General features: G+C 42.2%; 16 protein-coding genes and 1 rRNA gene (1 of these 17 running past the window's edge). 5 read left to right on the forward strand and 12 right to left on the reverse strand.

The genetic code is table 11. The features are described 5' to 3' along the window. Both GZH31_RS12415 and GZH31_RS12420 read right to left on the reverse strand, forming a co-directional pair. A 16S ribosomal RNA gene (locus tag GZH31_RS12415) occupies window positions 1-506 on the reverse strand; it reaches 1035 nt to the left of the window's first position. A 652-nt stretch (window positions 507-1158) separates the two neighbouring features. Then, complete coding sequence (locus GZH31_RS12420; RefSeq protein ID WP_075594062.1) at window positions 1159-2016, reverse strand: tetratricopeptide repeat protein; 858 nt, start codon at window positions 2014-2016, stop codon at window positions 1159-1161. Window positions 2017-2099: 83 nt separating this feature from the next. On the opposite strand from GZH31_RS12420, the gene GZH31_RS12425 reads away from it, so the two are divergent. After that, window positions 2100-3410, forward strand: coding sequence for a M20 family metallopeptidase (locus tag GZH31_RS12425; RefSeq protein ID WP_074988898.1), 1311 nt, complete (start codon window positions 2100-2102; stop codon window positions 3408-3410). A gap of 11 nt (window positions 3411-3421) precedes the next feature. On the opposite strand, the gene GZH31_RS12430 is transcribed toward GZH31_RS12425, so the two are convergent. From GZH31_RS12430 to pomA, 4 genes are all read right to left on the reverse strand, one after another. Then, window positions 3422-5332 (reverse strand): DNA topoisomerase III, encoded by a 1911-nt coding sequence (locus GZH31_RS12430; protein ID WP_065979737.1) that lies wholly within the window; start codon window positions 5330-5332, stop codon window positions 3422-3424. Window positions 5333-5398: 66 nt separating this feature from the next. Beyond that, window positions 5399-5875: a hypothetical protein gene (locus GZH31_RS12435; protein WP_036966353.1), complete on the reverse strand. Its 477-nt coding sequence runs from the start codon at window positions 5873-5875 to the stop codon at window positions 5399-5401. Window positions 5876-6004: 129 nt separating this feature from the next. Further along, on the reverse strand, window positions 6005-6928 hold the full coding sequence (locus tag GZH31_RS12440; protein WP_036966350.1) for a flagellar motor protein MotB: 924 nt from the start codon (window positions 6926-6928) through the stop codon (window positions 6005-6007). A 2-nt stretch (window positions 6929-6930) separates the two neighbouring features. Beyond that, window positions 6931-7698, reverse strand: a complete 768-nt coding sequence (gene pomA / locus GZH31_RS12445; protein ID WP_036966347.1) for a flagellar motor protein PomA — start codon at window positions 7696-7698, stop codon at window positions 6931-6933. A gap of 271 nt (window positions 7699-7969) precedes the next feature. Here pomA and xseB point away from each other — a divergent pair, with 271 nt between their 5' ends. From xseB to GZH31_RS12465, 4 genes are all read left to right on the forward strand, one after another. Then, window positions 7970-8212, forward strand: a complete 243-nt coding sequence (xseB, locus tag GZH31_RS12450) for an exodeoxyribonuclease VII small subunit (protein WP_074988900.1) — start codon at window positions 7970-7972, stop codon at window positions 8210-8212. A gap of 52 nt (window positions 8213-8264) precedes the next feature. Continuing rightward, window positions 8265-9104 carry a (2E,6E)-farnesyl diphosphate synthase gene (gene ispA / locus GZH31_RS12455; RefSeq protein ID WP_206770808.1) on the forward strand — a complete coding sequence of 280 codons (840 nt, stop codon included), beginning with the start codon at window positions 8265-8267 and terminating at the stop codon, window positions 9102-9104. 88 nt (window positions 9105-9192) lie between these two features. Continuing rightward, the gene (gene dxs / locus GZH31_RS12460; protein ID WP_180311054.1) at window positions 9193-11055 is read left to right on the forward strand and encodes a 1-deoxy-D-xylulose-5-phosphate synthase; all 1863 of its coding nucleotides are present in this window, start codon (window positions 9193-9195) and stop codon (window positions 11053-11055) included. Between the two features lie 234 nt (window positions 11056-11289). Then, the gene (locus GZH31_RS12465) at window positions 11290-13470 is read left to right on the forward strand and encodes a hypothetical protein (protein ID WP_180311055.1); all 2181 of its coding nucleotides are present in this window, start codon (window positions 11290-11292) and stop codon (window positions 13468-13470) included. A 76-nt stretch (window positions 13471-13546) separates the two neighbouring features. Here GZH31_RS12465 and GZH31_RS12470 read toward each other — a convergent pair whose 3' ends face one another. The 6 genes from GZH31_RS12470 to ribE form a co-directional block, all read right to left on the reverse strand. Continuing rightward, a complete protein-coding gene (locus tag GZH31_RS12470; protein ID WP_036966338.1) occupies window positions 13547-14659 on the reverse strand; it encodes a hypothetical protein in 1113 nt (370 codons plus the stop codon). Between the two features lie 73 nt (window positions 14660-14732). Continuing rightward, entirely contained in the window at window positions 14733-17819 is a 3087-nt protein-coding gene (locus GZH31_RS12475) for a ligand-binding sensor domain-containing diguanylate cyclase (protein WP_065979734.1), read from the reverse strand. A 33-nt stretch (window positions 17820-17852) separates the two neighbouring features. Then, the gene (locus GZH31_RS12480) at window positions 17853-18338 is read right to left on the reverse strand and encodes a phosphatidylglycerophosphatase A (protein ID WP_036966334.1); all 486 of its coding nucleotides are present in this window, start codon (window positions 18336-18338) and stop codon (window positions 17853-17855) included. Beyond that, window positions 18335-19309 (reverse strand): thiamine-phosphate kinase, encoded by a 975-nt coding sequence (gene thiL, locus GZH31_RS12485; protein ID WP_036966332.1) that lies wholly within the window; start codon window positions 19307-19309, stop codon window positions 18335-18337. Before thiL ends, GZH31_RS12480 begins: the two co-directional genes overlap by 4 nt. Window positions 19310-19353: 44 nt before the next feature. Beyond that, window positions 19354-19764 (reverse strand): transcription antitermination factor NusB, encoded by a 411-nt coding sequence (gene nusB, locus GZH31_RS12490; RefSeq protein ID WP_036966330.1) that lies wholly within the window; start codon window positions 19762-19764, stop codon window positions 19354-19356. A 15-nt stretch (window positions 19765-19779) separates the two neighbouring features. Then, window positions 19780-20244, reverse strand: coding sequence for a 6,7-dimethyl-8-ribityllumazine synthase (ribE, locus tag GZH31_RS12495; protein ID WP_036966328.1), 465 nt, complete (start codon window positions 20242-20244; stop codon window positions 19780-19782). Window positions 20245-20282 lie beyond the last annotated feature (38 nt).

A 20282-nucleotide genomic window follows, 5' to 3' on the forward strand; every position in this document is an offset into this window, starting at 1 on the left:
CCGGTGCTTCTTCTGTAAGTAACGTCACAGCTGAATGCTATTAACATCCAACCTTTCCTCCTTACTGAAAGTGCTTTACAACCCGAAGGCCTTCTTCACACACGCGGCATGGCTGCATCAGGCTTGCGCCCATTGTGCAATATTCCCCACTGCTGCCTCCCGTAGGAGTCTGGGCCGTGTCTCAGTCCCAGTGTGGCTGATCATCCTCTCAAACCAGCTAGGGATCGTCGCCTTGGTGAGCCATTACCTCACCAACTAGCTAATCCCACTTGGGCTGATCTTATGGCGCGAGGCCCGAAGGTCCCCCGCTTTGGTCCGAAGACATTATGCGGTATTAGCAGTCGTTTCCAACTGTTGTCCCCCACCATAAGGTACATTCCCAAGCATTACTCACCCGTCCGCCGCTCGTCAGCAGAGTAGCAAGCTACTCTCTGTTACCGCTCGACTTGCATGTGTTAGGCCTGCCGCCAGCGTTCAATCTGAGCCATGATCAAACTCTTCAATTAAAAGTTATTTCTGTCCTTCCCATAAGGGAGCGGACATGCTCAATGAATTCTGAATTTATTTAACATCTTTCGATGTTGAATTGACTGTGCTGAAATAAGTAAACTTATTTCCGTTGGTCACTCACTTTCCATTAAAGGAAAAAACATTGAGACTCTAAATTTGTTTGTCTTACTACCTAAGTAGCTCGACTGTTAGAACTCAATCTGTACGAGTGCCCACACAGATGATTGCTTTATATTGTTAAAGAACGTTTCGAGTTGCTTTCGCGTCTCGAGGGATGCGTATAATACATCCTTAATTTTTCGAGTCAACACTTAATTTCAAACTTTCTTTCGAAGACTTAAAACCGAAGTTTTACTTAACTCTCTGCTACGTTGTTCAGCGTCTTTCGTTGCTGCCCGCCGTGTCAGTGGATGCGCATTATAGGGAGATGGATTTTTTACGCAAGCACTTTTTTGCAGAAAACTACTAAAAACTTACCTTTCGCGCAAAAAACAAGCTAAAGGCAGTAAAAAACACAGTTTACTGTACAAAATACAGCCAACTTTTCTCGAGAGGATCTTAAGTATTATCGAAATTAGGTAATAAGCAAGTTTTAAAAATAAAAAAAGCGCCCTTATTTAAATGACGCTTTCTTTCATTTTCTAAATATTAATACAAGATACTGTAGAGTTTACGACGATACTTTGAAGCTAACGCATCACCATCTGGTAATGAAGCAATAATTTCTAGGTATGTTGGTTTTGCATCTGCAAAGTTTAGATCTTTCTTAAGTACATTAAACAATAACTCTAATGCTTCTTCTTTGCGCCCTGCTCCATTAAATGCATTACTTAATTCCAGCTTTATTTCTAAATCGTTCGGGTACTTTTCTACTTTTACTTGTAACGCTTTTATCTCTGGTGAGTCTGTTGCTGCCAATGCCTGCTCACATTTAGCTTTAATGTTTGTAAAATAAGCATCGCGCTCGCTTTCATCAACTGAATCTAATAAAGCTTGCGCATCATCTAATTTATGAATTTGAATACAAATATCCGCGAGCACTAATTTTACGCGCGTATGACTTGGGTCTAGCTCATACGCTTTCTTGGCATAATTAAAAGCATTGTTTAGATCTTGATTAATTAAGGCTTGTTTAGCTTGTTCAAGTAATAACTCATGTTGTGCAGGTAAATGCTTTGCAAGTGCATCACGAATTTGCTGCTCAGACTGTGCGCCTGGCAACATATCAACAGGAGCAGCATCTTTTAGCAATACTAATGTAGGCAAAGCTTGCAAGCCAATTTGTTGTGCCAATTGCGACGCCAGCGCTTGCTCCACATCACAGTCTAGTGTTGCTACTAATAAATGCTCACCATATTCGCTGGCTATTTTCTCTAAAATTGCAGCTTGCTGATGACATTCTGGGTTTTGTGCAGAATAAAAACTAAGTAGCACTAGTTTTTCTGAAGATGTTTCACCCAATGCTTGCTGCAGATTCTGCGGTGTAAGATTTATCATATTGTTCATGTGATCGATTGCACTATATATTCATTTAGGTTTTTATATGGTGACGAACATAACAATTACAAGCCCACTCAGTCGAGGTCATTATGAAATTATCGCGCATATGTGCTGCATTAGTACTCCTTAGTCCACTTGCTCACGCCGCATCATTGGATTTAAATCTAACGCAATCAATGCCAAATATCGAAAAGCTTTATTTAGATTTACATCAAACACCCGAATTGTCTTATCACGAAAAGCAAACAGGTCAAAAACTAGCAAAAGAACTTAAAAAGCTTGGTTTTACTGTGACTGATAATGTGGGTGGTTACGGGGTTGTAGGCCTTTATAAAAATGGTGAAGGCCCAACTATCATGATCCGCACAGATACTGACGGATTACCTATTGTTGAACAAACGGGAAAGCCTTACGCTTCTAAAGTCACTGTGAAAAATGACAGCGGTGCGACTGTTGGTGTGATGCATGGTTGTGGCCATGATATCCATATGAGCTCTTTTATTGGGACCGCAGAGCAATTAATATCTCACAAAGATCAATGGCAAGGCACGCTAATGATGGTAGCACAGCCCGCTGAAGAAGTTGGTGGCGGTGCAAAAGCCATGCTAAAAGAAGGACTTTTCTCTCAATATCCGACCCCAGATCATGTCATTGCGCTGCATGTTAGTGCGAGCGTCCCTGCGGGGAAAGTGAGCATGAAAAATGAATATACCATGGCCAGTGTTGACTCTGTAGATATCACTGTAAAAGGCAAAGGGGGCCATGGTGCTTACCCACATACAACAATTGACCCCGTTGTTATCGCTTCGCGCATTGTTTTAGCATTACAAACAATAACGAGTCGCGAGCTTTCTCCATTAGAACCCTCGGTCATTACTGTTGGCTCTATTCATGGTGGTTCTAAACATAATGTCATTTCTGATGAAGTAAAACTGCAATTAACACTTCGCAGCTATAATCCCGAAGTACGTTTGCAGCAAATTGCGGCGATTAAACGAATTAGTAAAGGTATTGCACTGAGTGCTGGTTTGGATGAAAGCTTAATCCCAGAGGTATACGTTCATGAAGATGAGTCTATTCCATCAACTTATAATAACCCCGCACAAACAAATGTTGTACGTAATGCGATTTCCAGTGCACTTGGTGAAGAAAATGTACTTGATGCAGATGCAGTAATGGCAGGTGAAGATTTTGGTTTGTATGGCCGTACAGAGCACCATGTCCCTATCACGCTATTTTGGTTAGGGGGTGTCGAACCTAACCAGTACAATGATGCAATAAAATCGGGTAGCACTTTACCTTCACTGCACTCCAGTAAATTTGCGCCAGATTATAAAAAAGCCCTACCCACAGGAATAACTGCGATGAGCAACGCCGCTGTCGCATTATTCAATCAATAACTATTTTAAGGCTAAGCTGGCTTAGCCTTAGATTTTGCTTTTCTTTTAAAACGCCGCTTAGGTGGCGTTTTTGGTAGTTGCGCAAATACCTGGCTATCGCAGTGTTTGGCTTGTTCTACAAGTTGTTGCAATTCATCAAGTAGCGGTGTTAAAAATTGCTGATAACTCATTTGCTGTTCAGCAATGTTACTCAAAGAAGCTTCCCACTTCGCTGTTAAATCAGGACTCGCTAACGCAAGAGGTAAGGCACTTATAAGCGCTTGCCCTGTTTCTGTAGCAATAATACTTTTACCTTGGCGTTTTAGAAAACGTCGTTTAAAGAGTAACTCAATAATGCCCGCTCGCGTGGCCTCTGTTCCAAGTCCATCAGTTTCTTTCAGTATTTTTTTGATTTCTGAATCTTTTACATAACGACTAATGCCCGTCATAGCACTTAATAGAGTGGCGTCTGTGAAATGCGCGGGCGGTGACGTCATTTTGTCAACGAGCTGAGCTTCGTAACAATGCAGTTGCTGGCCTTTTTCTAATGGAGGAAGTGTTTGTTCGTCCTTTAATTCTGTTTTACCCATTAATGCTTTAAAGCCCAGACTAACATCTTGCTTAGCTGTTGTTTTAAAAAGCCCGCCCGCAATCATCACACTCACTTTGGTTTCATTAAAAATATAATCTGGATAAAACTGAGCTAAATATTGGCGACAAATAAGTCTATAAACCTTTTGCTCATCGGCATTTAAGGCTGCAGTACGTAATTGTTTAACTGTTGGCACTATCGCATGATGCGCAGCGACCTTGCTATCATTAAAACATTTACTTCGCTTACTGCTATCGGCTTTATTGCATGCTTCATTAGGTTGTCCATCATTATGCGCAATTGCAGCAATAATGCCCGCAGCCTCACGGTGATGATCTTTTGGTAAGTAACGATTATCTGAACGAGGATAAGTAATTAATTTATGGCGCTCGTATAAATTTTGGCAGATATCGAGCACACTTTGTGCTGGCATCGAAAACGCTTTTGCTGCATCTATTTGTAAAGCGGATAAGTTATAGGGCAAAGGTGCTTGTTGTTTTTTTTGCTTTTGCTCAAGTTCTGATACCGTTGCAGGCTGGTCAGTTATTCGCGATACAACATTTTCTGCAAGTCCTCGGTGCAACACGCGACCTTCGTCATCTTGATACGGCTCACACGCTTTACTCGGTTGCCACTTAGCTGTAAATGTTTGCTGGTTTTGGGTTTTTAGATGGGCCAATACTTCATAAAAAGGCTTGGCTGTAAAATTAGCAATTTCATTATCACGGTTGACGACTAAACCTAAAATAGGCGTTTGCACACGGCCAACAGATAACACATTACCAAATCCAGCTTTTTGACCGGCTAATGTATAAGCACGAGTCAAATTCATGCCAAATAACCAATCAGCGCGTGAACGAGCCAAAGCAGAGACACTTAAAGGAATAAACTCGCGATTAGACCGCAAATTATTGAGTGCTTTTTTTACTGCATTTAAGTTTAAATCGCTGATTAGTAAACGTTGTATTTGCTGTTTTTTTGCTTGGCTAAGTTTAACTTGATCGATCACTTGATCGACAAGTAATTGCCCTTCGCGGTCAGGATCGCCTGCGTGTACAATCTGAGTAGCCTGTTTGATTAACTTTTTTAAAACGGTAAGTTGTTTGCGCGTTTTTGGTTTTGGCTTTAGTTGCCATTGCTCTGGCACGATAGGTAAATGTTCAAAACGCCATTTTTTAAAGCGTTCATCGTACTCATCAGGTTCAGCTTGCTCAAGTAAATGACCTATACACCATGAAACACAATCACCATTGGCAAGTTCAATAAAACCATCCTGCTTTTTTTGAGGTTTTGGCAGCGCATCTGCTATAGCGCGTGCTAAAGAAGGTTTTTCGGCAATGTAAAGTTTCATAAAGCAACACTAGATACTGTTTATATGAACAGTAGTCTAGCATAGGGTTTTTAACTTAGGAATAAGTTAAGCGTGCTTTGCTCGCCGTGTTAGTAAGTAAATCAGTGGTAAATAACACACAATAACAGTAGCAATATTAATGAGAGGCAGCAGCGTCTTATACATATATGTGCTGTACGATAAGTCCCAAAGGTGACGATCGACTAAACGAAAGAGTTGTAAAATAGGGGCCATAATAACAACAAGTTGACCCAACACACTCTGCCACAAATAAACTTTATCTTTGATCCCTAAATACGCAATTACAGCCATCCAAGCAATATCATTGAAAGCCCACACTACATAGCGCCAGACATAAATATCATCAAAACCACGTAAATGGTCATGAATCAACGTGCCGTATAAAAAGAAGCAGGCTGTGATTAGTGCAAACCGAAAGGCAAACCAGTCTTTTTGTAGATAGAAAACGAAAATAGCTGGGCTCAACATGAATACCCAGCTATTATTTAATATTGATATGATGGAGCCAAACCAATCAGGCAAAATTACCTACCTTAATCAGTTTTATCATCATCATCACCACTACCATTACCTGGCATGTAGCAGTACTTATCTATTTTTTTCATTTGTATACTCCATTACATCTGTTAACGAAGTTTTACTGTAATAGATTTATGGTCTCACATCAATAGGGTCTGACTCGTGCGCTTTACCCTGCATTATAGAGATCTCGACACGTCGATTACGTCGGCGATCTTCATCGGTCACATTGGGAACAAGCGGCCGTGTTTCAGCATGCCCGACAACCACCATGCGCGACTTATCGAAACCTGAGGCTTTTTCCATTTCACTGGCAACCGCCACCGCTCTTTTCGAAGATAAATCCCAGTTATTGGTGTATAGCTCATTAGAAACCTGAAAATCATCAGTATGGCCAGACACCGTAATTTCACCAGGTACGTCTTTAAGTAAGGTCGCTATATCACGAATGATAGGTTTAAATTTAGGCTGTAAAAATGCGCTGCCCGATGGGAACGAGCCATTTTCACGAATACGGATAATAATTTGCTGACCAAGCGACTCAAGCTCAATCGCCCCATCCATAATCTGTTGCTCTAATTGCTGAGCAATTTTTTTCACAAGCTCATTAGTTTGCTCTTGATCAGCCGCTGAAATTGACTGCTCCATCGCTTGCTCTTGCGCAGTACTTTGCGATTCACCACCGCGCTTGTTACCTCGTTGCTCTTGGCGACCACCAGCAGAGCTTTCATCACCCGCTTGAAACTCTAACATTTGCTGAGTCATTTCAACGGTTTGTTGTTGAATCGTTTCAATCGGCGTGGGCTCAGGTTTACCTGGCGTGAACTCCATTGCAATCACCGAGGTTCCTTTGGGAATATCTTTTACTTCAATCTTATTTTGCACACCAAAAGCAAACTTCATCGAGCCTGCTATTTGCTTAAACTTAAGTACATCCATTTCAGAGAAAGCAAGTAAGAGTACAAAGAAGCACATTAATAACGACATTAAGTCAGCAAACGTGCCCATCCAAGCTGGCAGGCCAGGGGGCGGACATTTGCACTCTTGATCAGACATGCCTACTCCTCAGTATCTACTTTACGTTTAGATTCGGCTAAATAGTTTTTCAAAATCCCTTCAATTACTTTCGGGTTTTGACCATCTTGTATGCCTAAAACCGCATCCAAAATGAGGCGCTGGTTTAGTGCTTCTTCGTCTTTACGAAGCTCAAGCTTTACCTGGATTGGAATAGCAATAACATTCGCTAAAAATGCACCGTATAAGGTGGTAAGTAAGGCCACCGCCATAGCAGGACCAATCGCTTTAGGGTCATCCATGTTTGATAACATCGCAACCAACCCTATCAGCGTACCAATCATACCCATTGCCGGGGCGATATCAGCAAGCGATTTAAATAAAGTGGCACCATGTTCATGACGTGCAGATGTCAAAGAAATATCTTTTTGTAGCGTAGCCCTCACAACATCGGCATCATGACCATCAACCAGCATATCAACCCCTTTTCGCATGAACGCATTGGGGATATCAGCCTCTTCCAGCGCGAGAAAGCCACCTTTACGTGCAGAGTCAGCTAGTTCAACTGCTTTTTCAATTAACTCTTCTGGAGATTCAATTTTGAACATGAAGGCTTTAGCTGCAACCTTCCCTATCCCCAAAAACTGTCCCATGGTGAAGTTTGATAACACAATAAAAATCGAGCCACCGAATACAATGACCACCGAAGGTGTGTTGTAAAACATTGCAACTTGGCCGTCACTACTTAACACCATCGACATAGCAATTAAGCCTATGGCACCAAGAATACCTATTATGGTTGCTAAATCCACATACCCCTCCAGAGGAAAATAACACGACACCCTCAGGCATCAAATTTTTATTATTAACTGCTTATCGGCAAGCAATTGAATTACTTAAATCATTAAATGAATTAATTTTATTTTAATGTAAGATTTTTAAGCTACAAGTTTAAGCTGTATCTAAAAGCGTAAAAATAGCATATCGAAATCGCTTTATGCGTAAAAAAACACATCATTCTTTGACCTAGTTTAGCATTCCCCCTAAAATTGGCCTCACTTTCTAATAGCTATCGAGGCCACAATGGCGGCAAAGAAACCAGAAAACTTAAGCTTTGAAGAAGCGCTGGATGAATTATCTCAAATAGTTGTGCAAATGGAGCAAGGTGAACTGTCTTTAGAACAGTCACTTAAACAGTTTGAACGTGGTATTTCACTGGCAAATGCCTCATCAGGTAAATTACAGCAAGCAGAACAAAAAGTGGCCATTTTAATGGGCAACGATAGCCAAGCTCCTCTGAGCAACTTTGATTCAAACCTGGACTAATTCAGTGCAATTAAAAGAACAACTACAACGTGCTCAACACGATGTTGAAGCCATGTTAAATCGCTATTTTGATCAGCCACTTAATACCGAACAAACAATTAAAGACGCAACCCATTATGGTGTTTTAAATGGGGGGAAGCGTTTACGGCCGTACCTTGTTTACGCAACCGGTCGTATGATGGGAGCAAACAAAGCCGATTTAGATGTACTTGCAGCAGCCATTGAGTGTATCCATAGTTACTCACTTGTACACGATGATTTGCCAGCAATGGACGATGATGATTTACGCCGAGGCCGACCAACTTGCCACATTGTTTATGGCGAAGCACAGGCAATTTTAGCCGGCGATGCACTGCAAACGCTTGCATTTGATTTAATTGCTAATCATCAATTTACGGTGCCAGCGACACAACAGGTTAAAATGATAGCCTCATTAAGCAAAGCCTCAGGTATTGAAGGTATGGTTGGGGGACAAGCACTGGATATTGTCTCTACCGATCAAGTGATCAGTGTTGAGCAATTGGAACGTATCCACCAACTGAAAACCGGGGCGCTTTTAAATTGTGCAATTACACTGGGAGCTTTGTGCGCGACTCACTGTGATCAGCATACATTGCAGCAACTAAATCTATTTGGTCAAGCGATAGGTCTGGCTTTTCAGGTACAAGACGATATCCTAGACGTTGAAGCTGATACTGAAACATTAGGAAAGCCTCAAGGGTCAGATATTGCGGCTAATAAAGCAACCTACCCTGCTTTATTAGGCATGGCAGGTGCTAAACAAAAAGCGCAAGATTTACTTGCCCAAGCTCATCAGGCTCTTGAGGCAATAGATTACGACACAAATGAGTTGGCAAGCCTTGCCAGCTATATAGTTGAACGTAAATATTAGTGCCTACAAAAGAAAGACAAAATAACTAAAAAATCAGAGCCGCTATGGGCTATAATGCACTCTGGTTAGCGAAGGATGTATAAAAAACATGACACTTGATAGTAGCAAGTATCCATTATTAAGTTTGGTTGACGAACCAGCACAACTGCGTGATTTAGCGCAAGACAAATTACCTGCGTTTAGTAAAGAGTTACGTGAATACCTTTTGAACTCAGTTTCGCAAAGTAGTGGTCATTTAGCATCAGGATTAGGCACTGTTGAGTTAACTGTTGCGCTGCATTATGTCTATAACACCCCTGAAGATCGTTTAGTATGGGATGTGGGTCACCAAGCATACCCACACAAAATCTTAACGGGTCGTCGTGACCAAATGCATACGATTCGTCAAAAGGATGGCTTACACCCTTTCCCATTCCGTGAAGAAAGTAAATACGATACATTCAGTGTAGGTCACTCTAGCACCTCTATTTCTGCAGCCCTAGGCATGGCAATTGCGGCAGAAAAAGAAGGTAAAGATCGAAAAACAGTTGCCGTAATTGGTGATGGTGCCATTACTGCGGGTATGGCATTTGAAGCGATGAACCACATGGGTGATGTAAACCCAAATGTGCTGATTATCTTAAATGATAACGAAATGTCGATTTCAGAAAACGTGGGCGCATTAAACAACCACTTCGCTCGCATTTTATCAGGTAGTTTCTATACCAATATCCGAGAAGGCAGTAAAAAGCTACTTTCGGGTTTACCCCCCGTAAAAGAACTTGCCAGCCGAATGGAAGAGCACTTGAAAGGCATGGTCATACCAGGCACTTTCTTTGAAGAGTTAGGTTTAAACTATATCGGCCCAATAGATGGCCACGACGTGAATATGTTGGTCGATACCCTGCGTAATATGCGTAACCTTAAAGGGCCGCAATTACTGCATATAAAAACGCAAAAAGGCAAAGGTTATAAACCTGCTGAAGCGGATCCTATTGGCTACCATGGGGTACCGAAATTTGACCCTAGCATGTCAAAATTGCCTAAATCAAAACCGGGCGCAGCCACATTCTCGAATGTGTTTGGTGATTGGCTTTGTGACATGGCAAAACAAGACGACAAACTCATGGCAATTACCCCTGCAATGCGAGAAGGCTCGGGCATGGTACGCTTTTCAAAAGAGTTTCCTAAACAGTACTTCGATGTTGCCATTGCAGAACAACACGCCGTGACACTCGCTGCAGGTTTTGCGTGCGAAGGCTTAAAGCCTGTCGTTGCTATTTACTCTAGTTTCTTACAACGTGCCTATGACCAACTAATTCATGATGTTGCACTGCAAAACCTCCCTGTTTTATTTGCCATTGACCGTGCAGGTATTGTTGGCGCCGACGGTGAAACACACCAAGGTGCTTACGATTTAAGCTTTATGCGCTGTATACCAAACATGATCATCATGGCACCGAGTGACACCAATGAATGCCGCCAAATGCTTTATACTGGCTATCAATGTAATCAACCGGTTGCGGTACGTTATCCGCGCGGTAGCGCTGGCCATTGTGAAGTGCAAGCACAGATGCATGCAATTGAACTTGGTAAAGCCCGTACAATAAAACAAGGAAACAAGGTGGCCATATTATCATTTGGAACCTTGTTAGATAATGCACAGCTTGCCGCAGAAGCATTAAATGCAACCCTGCTTGATATGCGCTTTATTAAGCCACTCGATACACAGGCAATTAGCGACTTACTAAGCGAGCACGATGTGATTGTAACTCTCGAGGACAACGCGATTGCTGGCGGTGCAGGTTCTGCAGTTAATGAATACCTTGCTACCATTAAAGCCAATGCATCTATCTTGAATTTGGGTATTCCTGATGAGTTTATAAAGCACGGTACGCAGGAAGAAATGCATGCCGAAATGGGCCTAGATGCAAACGGTATTTTAGCCAGCATTAAAGCCTTTATTGCTTAACTTACACAATCAGTTCAAATAAAAAGGAGCATAATGCTCCTTTTTTTAATTTTAAAATCAATAATATAAAAACAAACACTAAAAAAGTTATTTTTTCCTGCATCCAATCTCCCCTCTTCCCCGTTTACTCAATGAGGTTAACTCGTGAGCAAGGGTTATGCTTTTGAAAGCGGTTCTGAGCACTACACGTTGTCTGTTCACTTTTTGATGGATTATTAAATAAGGTATGAACAAATGAAAGCGTTTAAAAATGATGAAATAGCACTACATACTCACACAGATTCAACACCAACAAAATTTACTCTTTGTGCATTAACACTAGCCGTGTTACTCGGCGTAAGTGGATGTAGTGGTGACGATGGTAAAGACGGTGCGATGGGTGCTCAGGGTGTTGCAGGTCAAGATGGTGCTGACGGAGCCAATGGTGTTAACGGTCAAGATGGTACAAATGGCACTGATGGTTCAGACGGTATGGATGGTAACGATGGTGCACCCGGTTTTGCAGCTGCCACCTTTATTCTCGCTAATAATGGCCAAGAAAATACGGGGACAGTCAATGTTATCAATCAAAATGCCGCTAAGCTTTCAAGTTTTAACACTGGGGCAAATGAAGGTGTCGTATTCGACAGTTTAGGTAACCTTGTACAAGCAGCCGATTCGGGCAATGGGGCAATCAGCACAGTGTGTCAGATTCTCAGCCGAGGTGATGGCGGGATGTATAACAGTGACGTTGATAGAATGATATCAGGTACAAACAGCACCTTAGTCAACCCCAAAGGCATCACTATTTCAAACAAGCACGGGCTAATTTTTGCTGCTGACTTTAATGGTATGCAAGTAACGGTGTTCGGTAAAGAAGCCGCAGGAGATGTTGCACCACTGGCCAGCACAGTGACAGACGCAAAACCGTGGGATTTAACCTACGATGAAATTAACGACCGATTATACGTTGCACTCACTAATGGTGATGTGGCCGTATATGATAACTATGTAATGGGCGGCTTTGCAGCCACACCCGCGCGGACAATTACCCCTAGCGATGAAACCGGCGCCAAAATATCAGTGAACCTTCATGGCATCTCGCTTGAATCACATACTAATAAATTAGTACTCTCTGATGTAGGAAGTGCATCTGATGCAACCGACGGTGCACTCTTTGTTATTTCAAATGCATCACAGGCTGATGGCATGGTCACAGTTGACCGCCATATCGCAGGCCCAATGTCTATGCTTGGCAATCCGGTTGATATTAGTCTGACAGGCAGTGATTTACGTGTTGCCGAAAAATCAAATGATGCCGTACTCGTGTTTAGCAATATTTTCGCTGGTGACAGCGGTGATATTGCTCCTGACTTAGTGACAGCAACCACAAAGCCTGAATCAATCACACCTACAGTCATGCACAATGGTATGCAAGATAGCTCTGACAGCGTCATGATTAACATGCCATTATTGGGCGTTGCTGTCAGTAGTAACCCAGCTGTACTAGGCGCTACAACCGGTCAAATTAGTCGTATTAATGCCCCCTTGACTGCAGAGCTTGCCAGCTATAATGCAAGTCAAACCATTGAAAGTGTCGCCTTCGACAAATCAGGGACAAGCTATGCCACGTACGATAATGCAACGACATCAATAGGCGGTCTCGTTGTCTCGAACAAAGTAGCAACCCATCGTGATGGCGACACATTTACAACCAGCCAAGACAGGCTAATCACTGGAGCAAATACAGGTATCATTTCACCTAAAGGTATCGATGTGGCCTCTGATAATGGCATGGTATTTGTGGCTGAATTTAATGCCACAACCCCTGGTATTTTAATCTTTTCGAGCTGTGCAACGGGCAATGTTAGCCCACTCATGACTTTAACAGCCAATGGCGGTGCTCGCCCATGGGATGTTGATTATGATCCTGCAACAGACAAAGCATTTGTTGCCCTGACTAATGGCACAGTTGCAGTATTTGACGAAGTGAAAAGCAAATTAATGGCAGGCATGACAACCATCACTGGAGAAGACCGTTTGATCACACCAGCATCCGGTGGTACGGCGTTTGCAGCGCCAACTAACCTTCATGGTATTGATTATGGTCCTCTAAGTGATTCATTGATAGTGTCAGATGTAGGCAGTGCAGCCGATGCTACCGACGGTAAAATTTACGTGTTAAATGACGCATCAAAAGCAAGCGGCTTAACCAATGTAAGCGTCAACATTGCAGGGCCTGCTAGTCAGCTTGGTAACCCCGTTGATATTATGTATACAGGCAACCATTTATATGTCGCTGAAAAGTCGAATGGTTTGGTAATGCGCTTCGATAATATTTTAAATAGCCCAAGTGGTGATATTGCCGCGACTGTGAGTTACTCATTCACGGCACCAGAGTCAGTGGCTATTTTACCGGCTTGGCTTAACCATTAAAACTAAAAAGGGGGCTTAGGTAACAAGCGCCCTGGTTAGCCTCACAATGCCTTCTCTAGTAATAGACAAGGCATTTTTAATTACACATTGACCTAGGAACACGGAATACTATAGTGTCACCAGTTCCATATTGCTGAAAAAAGATTGTGCATGTTCTACCGCTTCCAGCACCGTTAATTACAGTATTTGTAGCCCCATCTGAACCATTAAAACCTAAAACATCTCCATTTGAATTAGTGAACATGCCTGTTTCATTCAATTCTGCTAACTTATCTAGAGTACATTCATTGTCAATTACTGAAGGTCCTGCATCATGCCCTTTTAGAGCTGAAAGAGTCATGCCTGCAACTCTCGATGCTTCATCAATAATAGTGTAACGGGCACGTGGCGCGCCATTAGAATCATGAAGGTAGATTTCATAATCAAAAACTAAACCATCTTTAAACGAACTTTCTTTTTCGCTTTGTTCAAACTCCCAAATTAGGGTAGGCTTTTTCGTTTCATCAGTGTATTGTACGGTGAAATTTACACCCATTAGGTTAACTCCAACACTAGTGGAGCTGACTCGCCCTGAATTGTTAATACGATCTAAGACGTCTGCGCTTGGAGAACTTTCTAAGTTAAACATTAGAGATAAATTCATCAACTCTTTGAGCTGATTTATTTTATTCGGCTCGACTATGATGGATAAAGCTGAATTATCTGGGCAAGATGCCGATGAAGATGTACGCGTAGCCTTTGCATTAAAAGTCATTAAATACTGAGAGTTAATTGCTTTATAATTTTGAATATTGCTTACTGCATAATTAAGCGCAGCATTGTAATCAACAACAGCTTGGTAGCCTTCAATTTGATTCTGGCTCAGTGTCATGTCTAATGCTAGGGTAGGAAAAATTGGAGCAACGTTACTGTGCCCTAATAAAAAACTATAAACAGCTTTCGTGTCAGGGTTAACTAAAACCACATTTTTCTGAACAGAGCTACAAATCATATTAGCATCGTTCATTGGACGGTTAGGGTCTTCTGGGTAACACTTCTTAGGGTTTACGTACTCATTTTTTGCTATTGTTCTAGCAATGTCTTTACTTGTACATTGCTTGCAAAAAAAAGCCTCAGATTGAATATCTGCTACACCACTAAACGAATAAAGACACAAAAGGGAAATTAAAATTACTTTCATTGTTTTCATATTTCATTCCTTTTAAATACAACTCCAACAAAATGTTATCACCACTATATATTAGTAAATCAAAAAATCATATCTAGCGCATCCAAATCTTGATGTCTGCTAGGCCATTCTCTTGTAAAACACTGAGTTGCTGATCAACATTATTGGTTTGTTCAAACTCAAATGCATCTAGCTGCTCATCAAAGGTAATATTAGCCACACCATCACCCCCGCGCTTTTTAACTTGATGCAGTGCAATATCAGCTAAATTGACAGACGTTTCCCAGCCAATTACTTGGCCGCCTAATAAAGGCAATGGATAAAACGACCAACCGATTGATGCGGTGATTGTTGTCGACTCACCATTTGGTAACCTAAATGAGTTACTCGCCACTGCTTCACATAATTCTGCAACATAATCATCTATCGCGGTGCGTTTAAAATCGCGCAGTAAGAGTAAAAACTCATCGCCGCTCCATCGAGCCACGTAGTCGGAACCTTGAGTACGGCTATTAAGCAACGTAGCCATTTGTTGTAAACAGCTGTCGCCTGCAAGCGGACCATACGCGTCATTAATACGGCTAAAATTATCAAAATTAATAATTAACAGTACCAACGATTTACCTTGTGCCTGCAATGACTGTGAATTTCGCTGAAAGTGTTCAATGTCTTTCGGTAATTGATCAAATAAGAAGCGACGACTACGAAGCCCCGTTAGCTCATCAGAGTGGCTGACTAACTTAAGCTGCGAGTTCACTTGGTTAAGTTTATCGTTAGCCTCACGAAGCTCTACGGTACGCTCAGTAACTAAACTTTCCAGCGCCAATTGCTTACGCTTCTCTTGCGCTCTAAACACCCAGAATACAAGATAAAACAATAGAATAAAGCTGCTGGTGATCAGCAACCTAAAGTAAATAGTCTCATCAAAGCGGCGCGGTACAATAAATGAATACTCTGTTCGGCGTGCTTTTTTCCAATCTTCACCCCGGCGTTTTGCTTCAAGCTGAAATAAGAAAGAACCAGGGGGTAAGTTAGTATAAATAGCTTCACGTCGCGTATTCGCGTATCGCCAATCATTGTCTAATCCGCTTAATCGATAACGAAATTCAATACTCGAAGGCGCATAATAATCAATCGCTGTGTACTTAATCGTTATGTCACGCTCATCTATTTGCAGCTCAGGTTTGTTACCTAATGTTGCGGTGCTCAAATGGCGCAATGGAGTAACAATATTTTCAATACGTGGCTTTAATGCTTTCACTCCAAAAAGTTCTACACTTTTCGGAATCTCAACAACACCTTGCAAGCTTGGGTACCAAATTGAATTTCCTGTATCTGCAACCGCATCATGGCCAAGCCCCGCACAACATTGACTCGCTTTACCATCGAGTTGACGATCAAACGATGAGATAACCTGCTCCACTTTCAAGCTTTCAATATCAGTACCAAACTGTTCAACCGGCATACGGTATACGCCTTTCATGGTACTAACCCAAATACGCTTCAACTGCTTGTCATACACTAGACTAAAAATAGAGCCATAAGGTAAACCATCGGTGGCATCAAGCTGCCGCCACTGCCCTTTTGTACTGCGATAAAATAAGCCGTCATTTAATGAGCCTATTAAAATGCCAACCCCTTCAATGTTTAAAATACTGGTGACGTAGGCACTTTCTAAGCTTGTTTGGTCGCCTATTTTTTCAATACCGCGGTCGGTAAAGTAGTAAGCTCCTTTACTGGTTCCGATAAGACCAAAGTTCTGTTCATCAAGAACATAAGTAATAAATTTACTACCAAGGAACGCGTTATAGGCAAATGGAGTAAGCCCCCCGTAACTTAAACGATACATACCGCGCCCAGTCCCTAACCAAAATCCTCCTTTATTGGAGCGACTAATAGCAAACACTGGGTTGTCTCGTAATGCACGGCCGGGCACCGTATATAAACTTTGGTTCTCGTAATAAAAAACGCCACGACCTGTTGCGATATAAAGGCGATCACCATCAAACTGCAAATCGTGCACGGCGGCACGACCAAATTGATTACTAGGGATTTTGTTAACAAAGTTTTTATTGTAATCGAAATAGCCAACACCACTTCGGTTAGCAACCCACAGCTTGCCGTCGGGGGCTTGGCTTATCGCCATTACCGCCTCGGTCATGTTAGAAATTGCTGAGTGGCGCTCAATACGCCCTTCATGTGCAAGCCATAAACCTTCACTAAAGCTTGCTAACCAAATATTATTTTGGTTATCGCGGAAGATATCTGCAAACCAAATACTTTGATCAAGTTGGCTCGGCTCTACCCATTGCCAGTCACCCGAGTTATCACGGAACAAGAGTCGCCCATAGGTTGAGATCCACAATGCACCATCGGAGTCACTCATGAATTTATACACCGCCGAGTTACTCGCATTAGGCAAAGGAAATGGGCGTAGTTCATCGTCTAAATCAAGAAAGTAAGCACCCAGCTCAGAAGCAAGATACAAGTTACCTTCAAGCCAAGCCATATCATGAATAATCGTTTGTGCTAAACGCTCGGGAAGTGAGACTTTTGCGGTTAACTCTAAGCGCAGTTTCGCAAAATCAGATGAGGTATTGGTTAAGCGCAGTAAGTGACGTTCATTTACCAGCCAAATTCCTTCAGGAGAGAGCGCCATTTGACTGACAGAACCCACAATTTGCGTGATTGCGGTCGCGTTAGACACCGGAACACTTAAGGCTGAGTTCTGTTGCAGTGCTACCTGATTACGAGCGACATAATAAAGACCATTCGCAGCAATCCAAATACTGCCCTTTGAGTCTTCTAAAATGTCCCGCACGGGGCCTTTCACATTGAAAGTTTGCGACATCATGGTTTCAGGGTCGAGTGTGACTAACCCATTTTTGGTGCCAACCCACAGCAAACCATCACTATCAACTAATAACTTGTTGATACCATTGCTTGGTAAAAAATCGCTATTTTGTGTATTAAAGTTAGTAAATGTATTACCGTCAAAACGACTAAGACCAAACTGGGTGCCTAGCCACATATAACCCTGTTCGTCTTGCGCAATGCTTTTTAATGATTGTGATGGCAAGCCATTTTGGATATTCCATTGTTTGACAACGTACTCAGTGATAGATGCAAACACCGACGTGCTACAAAACATCAACAAACAAACCACTAGAAATCGCATCATACCTTTGCCACCAAGAAAACCTTAATTCATTGCTTAAAAAGGTAAAAGGCCACTTTTAAACAAAGCTTGAACACAAATCAATGAAAATACACCTGCTAGAATATCATCAGCCATGATGCCCAGACCACCATGTAAACGTCTATCAAGAATACGTATTGGGCCTGGTTTAGCGATATCAAAAAAACGGAACAATAAAAAACCAACTAACAGTGACTGCCAACTGAGAGCAGCACCAATCATGGTGATATAATAACCAGCTACTTCGTCCCATACAATGGCAGGATGATCATGTACCCCTAAGTCATCAGCTGTTTTACCGCATGCCCAAATACCAAACACACTAATCACCACAGCAAACACAATTTGCAACCACAGTGGAAAGTACATTGTAGTAAAAATTAGTGGCAACGCAGCAAAAGTACCAAATGTACCCGGCGCTTTAGGCGCTAAACCTAAACCGAAACCCAAACCAAAAAATTGATGTGGACGTTTTAAATTGAATAAACGGTTACTGCTCAAACCGGCTCCTTCGTAAAATGCTGAAATCCTTTACCTTGATAGTTAAATTTTTCACCATCAAGTAAAAGTTCAATTTCGCCTACGCCATTTTTGATTTGTCCAATACAACTGGCTTCAACGCCATACTGACGAAGCTTCATATCCACCATGCTTTTGTTACTTTCTGGCACAGTGAAAAGTAATTCGTAATCGTCACCATAATTTAAAATATAATCAAACTGCTCAGCACGCGGAATTGACGCATTCACGGCGTCAGACACCGGAACTTTATCAACATTTATAACCGCGCTTACTTGAGAAAGCGCTAAAATATGCCCTAAGTCAGCCAACAAGCCATCGGAGATATCGATTGCTGCAGATGCTGCACCACGCAATACTTGTCCTGCGGCAACACGAGGAGCGGGGTAATCAAAGCGATTATTTAAATACGATAAATGCTCTGGTGCGATATTGAAACCTTGCTTGCGCGCTTCAATCGCCACACCTGCATCACCTAAGGGGCCTGTCACGTAAATCCAATCACCCACTTTTGCACCACTGCGACGCAGAGCTTTGCCTTGCGGTACGATACCTTTTGCACAAATAGTAATGGTGAGAGGCCCTTGCGTGGTGTCTCCCCCTATAATTTGCACATTAAAGTATTCGGCAATTTCATGCATCCCTTCAGTGAACTCTTCAAGCCATTCAACGTTTGCTTCTGGCAAAGTTAAACCAACCGAAATCCACGTAGGCTCTGCACCCATCGCCGCTAAATCACTTAAGTTGACGGCCAGTGCTCGATGTCCAAGTGCACGAGGAGAGATATCATCAAAAAAGTGAACTCCTGCAACAAGGGTATCAGTTGTCACGGCTAACTGACAGTTTTCAGGCACGGTGACCAACGCACAATCGTCACCTATTCCAAGGTTTACATCACGGCGGATAATACCGCGACCTTTAAAGTAACGATTGATTAATTCAAATTCCTTCATACACAAAAAAGCCGGCCCAAGCCGGCTCTCCTCTACGGGGTTACTTACTTACGCAGTTCTTTAACTGCTTTATCAAGTACACCGTTGACAAATTTATGACTGTCTTCAGCACCAAACATTTTCGCAAGCTCAATACCTTCATTGATTGCTACTTTATAGGGTACGTCTTCACGGAACTTAAGCTCATAGGCAGACAGACGTAAAATTGCTTTTTCGACCATATCTAACTCATCAGCAGGGCGTGCTAAATGTGGTGCAACAATCTCATCAAGTTGCTTACAATTAACAACAACACCACGTGCTAGGTCTTTGAAATATTCGACGTCGATTTTAGTCACATCATTTTCAATTAACATTTGCTGTTCGATATCAGCAATTGGGTTGGCACTTAACTGCCAAGAATATACGGCCTGAAGTGCTAAGATGCGTGCTTTACGTCTTGCTGCTGGTTTCACAGAGATTCCTTAAACTTAAATTTTGTCTAACACATTAACCATTTCGAGCGCGCCTAAAGCAGCTTCGCCGCCTTTATTGCCCATTTTGGTGCCTGCGCGTTCGATTGCTTGTTCAATGCTTTCAGTGGTTAATACGCCAAATGCAACCGGGATATCGTACTCAAGTGATACTTGTGCAAGACCTTTGTTTGATTCGCCAGCGACTAAATCAAAGTGTGGTGTGCCACCTCTGATCACGACACCGAGGGCGATGATTGCATCATGTTCTTTCTTTGCTGCAACGCGTTTCGCTGCTAAAGGTAATTCAACGGCACCTGGTACGTAAACAACAGTAATGTCGTCGTCAGATACACCACCTGTGCGCTTAAGCTCATCAACAGCACCTGCTAAAAGGCTGCTACCAATAAAGTCATTAAAGCGTGAAATGACAATGGCAAATTTTTTGCCCGGTGCGTATTTGTTACCTTCAATAATTTTCATTTAATAACCCTAAAAAATAAGTTTAAGCGGTTGCGATT

It is taken from the genome of Pseudoalteromonas sp. JSTW, from assembly GCF_013423925.1.
Taxonomy (GTDB): Bacteria; Pseudomonadota; Gammaproteobacteria; order Enterobacterales; family Alteromonadaceae; genus Pseudoalteromonas; species Pseudoalteromonas lipolytica.

Bases quoted from the DNA above. Each gene is read 5' to 3' on its own strand.
- GZH31_RS12470 (WP_036966338.1), bottom strand. From the start codon at position 14,659: ATGAAAACAATGAAAGTAATTTTAATTTCCCTTTTGTGTCTTTATTCG.
- GZH31_RS12440 (WP_036966350.1), bottom strand. From the start codon at position 6,928: ATGTCTGATCAAGAGTGCAAATGTCCGCCCCCTGGCCTGCCAGCTTGG.
- GZH31_RS12430 (WP_065979737.1), bottom strand. From the start codon at position 5,332: ATGAAACTTTACATTGCCGAAAAACCTTCTTTAGCACGCGCTATAGCA.
- dxs (WP_180311054.1), top strand. From the start codon at position 9,193: ATGACACTTGATAGTAGCAAGTATCCATTATTAAGTTTGGTTGACGAA.
- ribE (WP_036966328.1), bottom strand. From the start codon at position 20,244: ATGAAAATTATTGAAGGTAACAAATACGCACCGGGCAAAAAATTTGCC.
- thiL (WP_036966332.1), bottom strand. From the start codon at position 19,309: ATGAAGGAATTTGAATTAATCAATCGTTACTTTAAAGGTCGCGGTATT.
- GZH31_RS12465 (WP_180311055.1), top strand. From the start codon at position 11,290: ATGAAAGCGTTTAAAAATGATGAAATAGCACTACATACTCACACAGAT.
- ispA (WP_206770808.1), top strand. From the start codon at position 8,265: ATGTTAAATCGCTATTTTGATCAGCCACTTAATACCGAACAAACAATT.
- GZH31_RS12475 (WP_065979734.1), bottom strand. From the start codon at position 17,819: ATGATGCGATTTCTAGTGGTTTGTTTGTTGATGTTTTGTAGCACGTCG.
- GZH31_RS12425 (WP_074988898.1), top strand. From the start codon at position 2,100: ATGAAATTATCGCGCATATGTGCTGCATTAGTACTCCTTAGTCCACTT.
- xseB (WP_074988900.1), top strand. From the start codon at position 7,970: ATGGCGGCAAAGAAACCAGAAAACTTAAGCTTTGAAGAAGCGCTGGAT.
- GZH31_RS12420 (WP_075594062.1), bottom strand. From the start codon at position 2,016: ATGAACAATATGATAAATCTTACACCGCAGAATCTGCAGCAAGCATTG.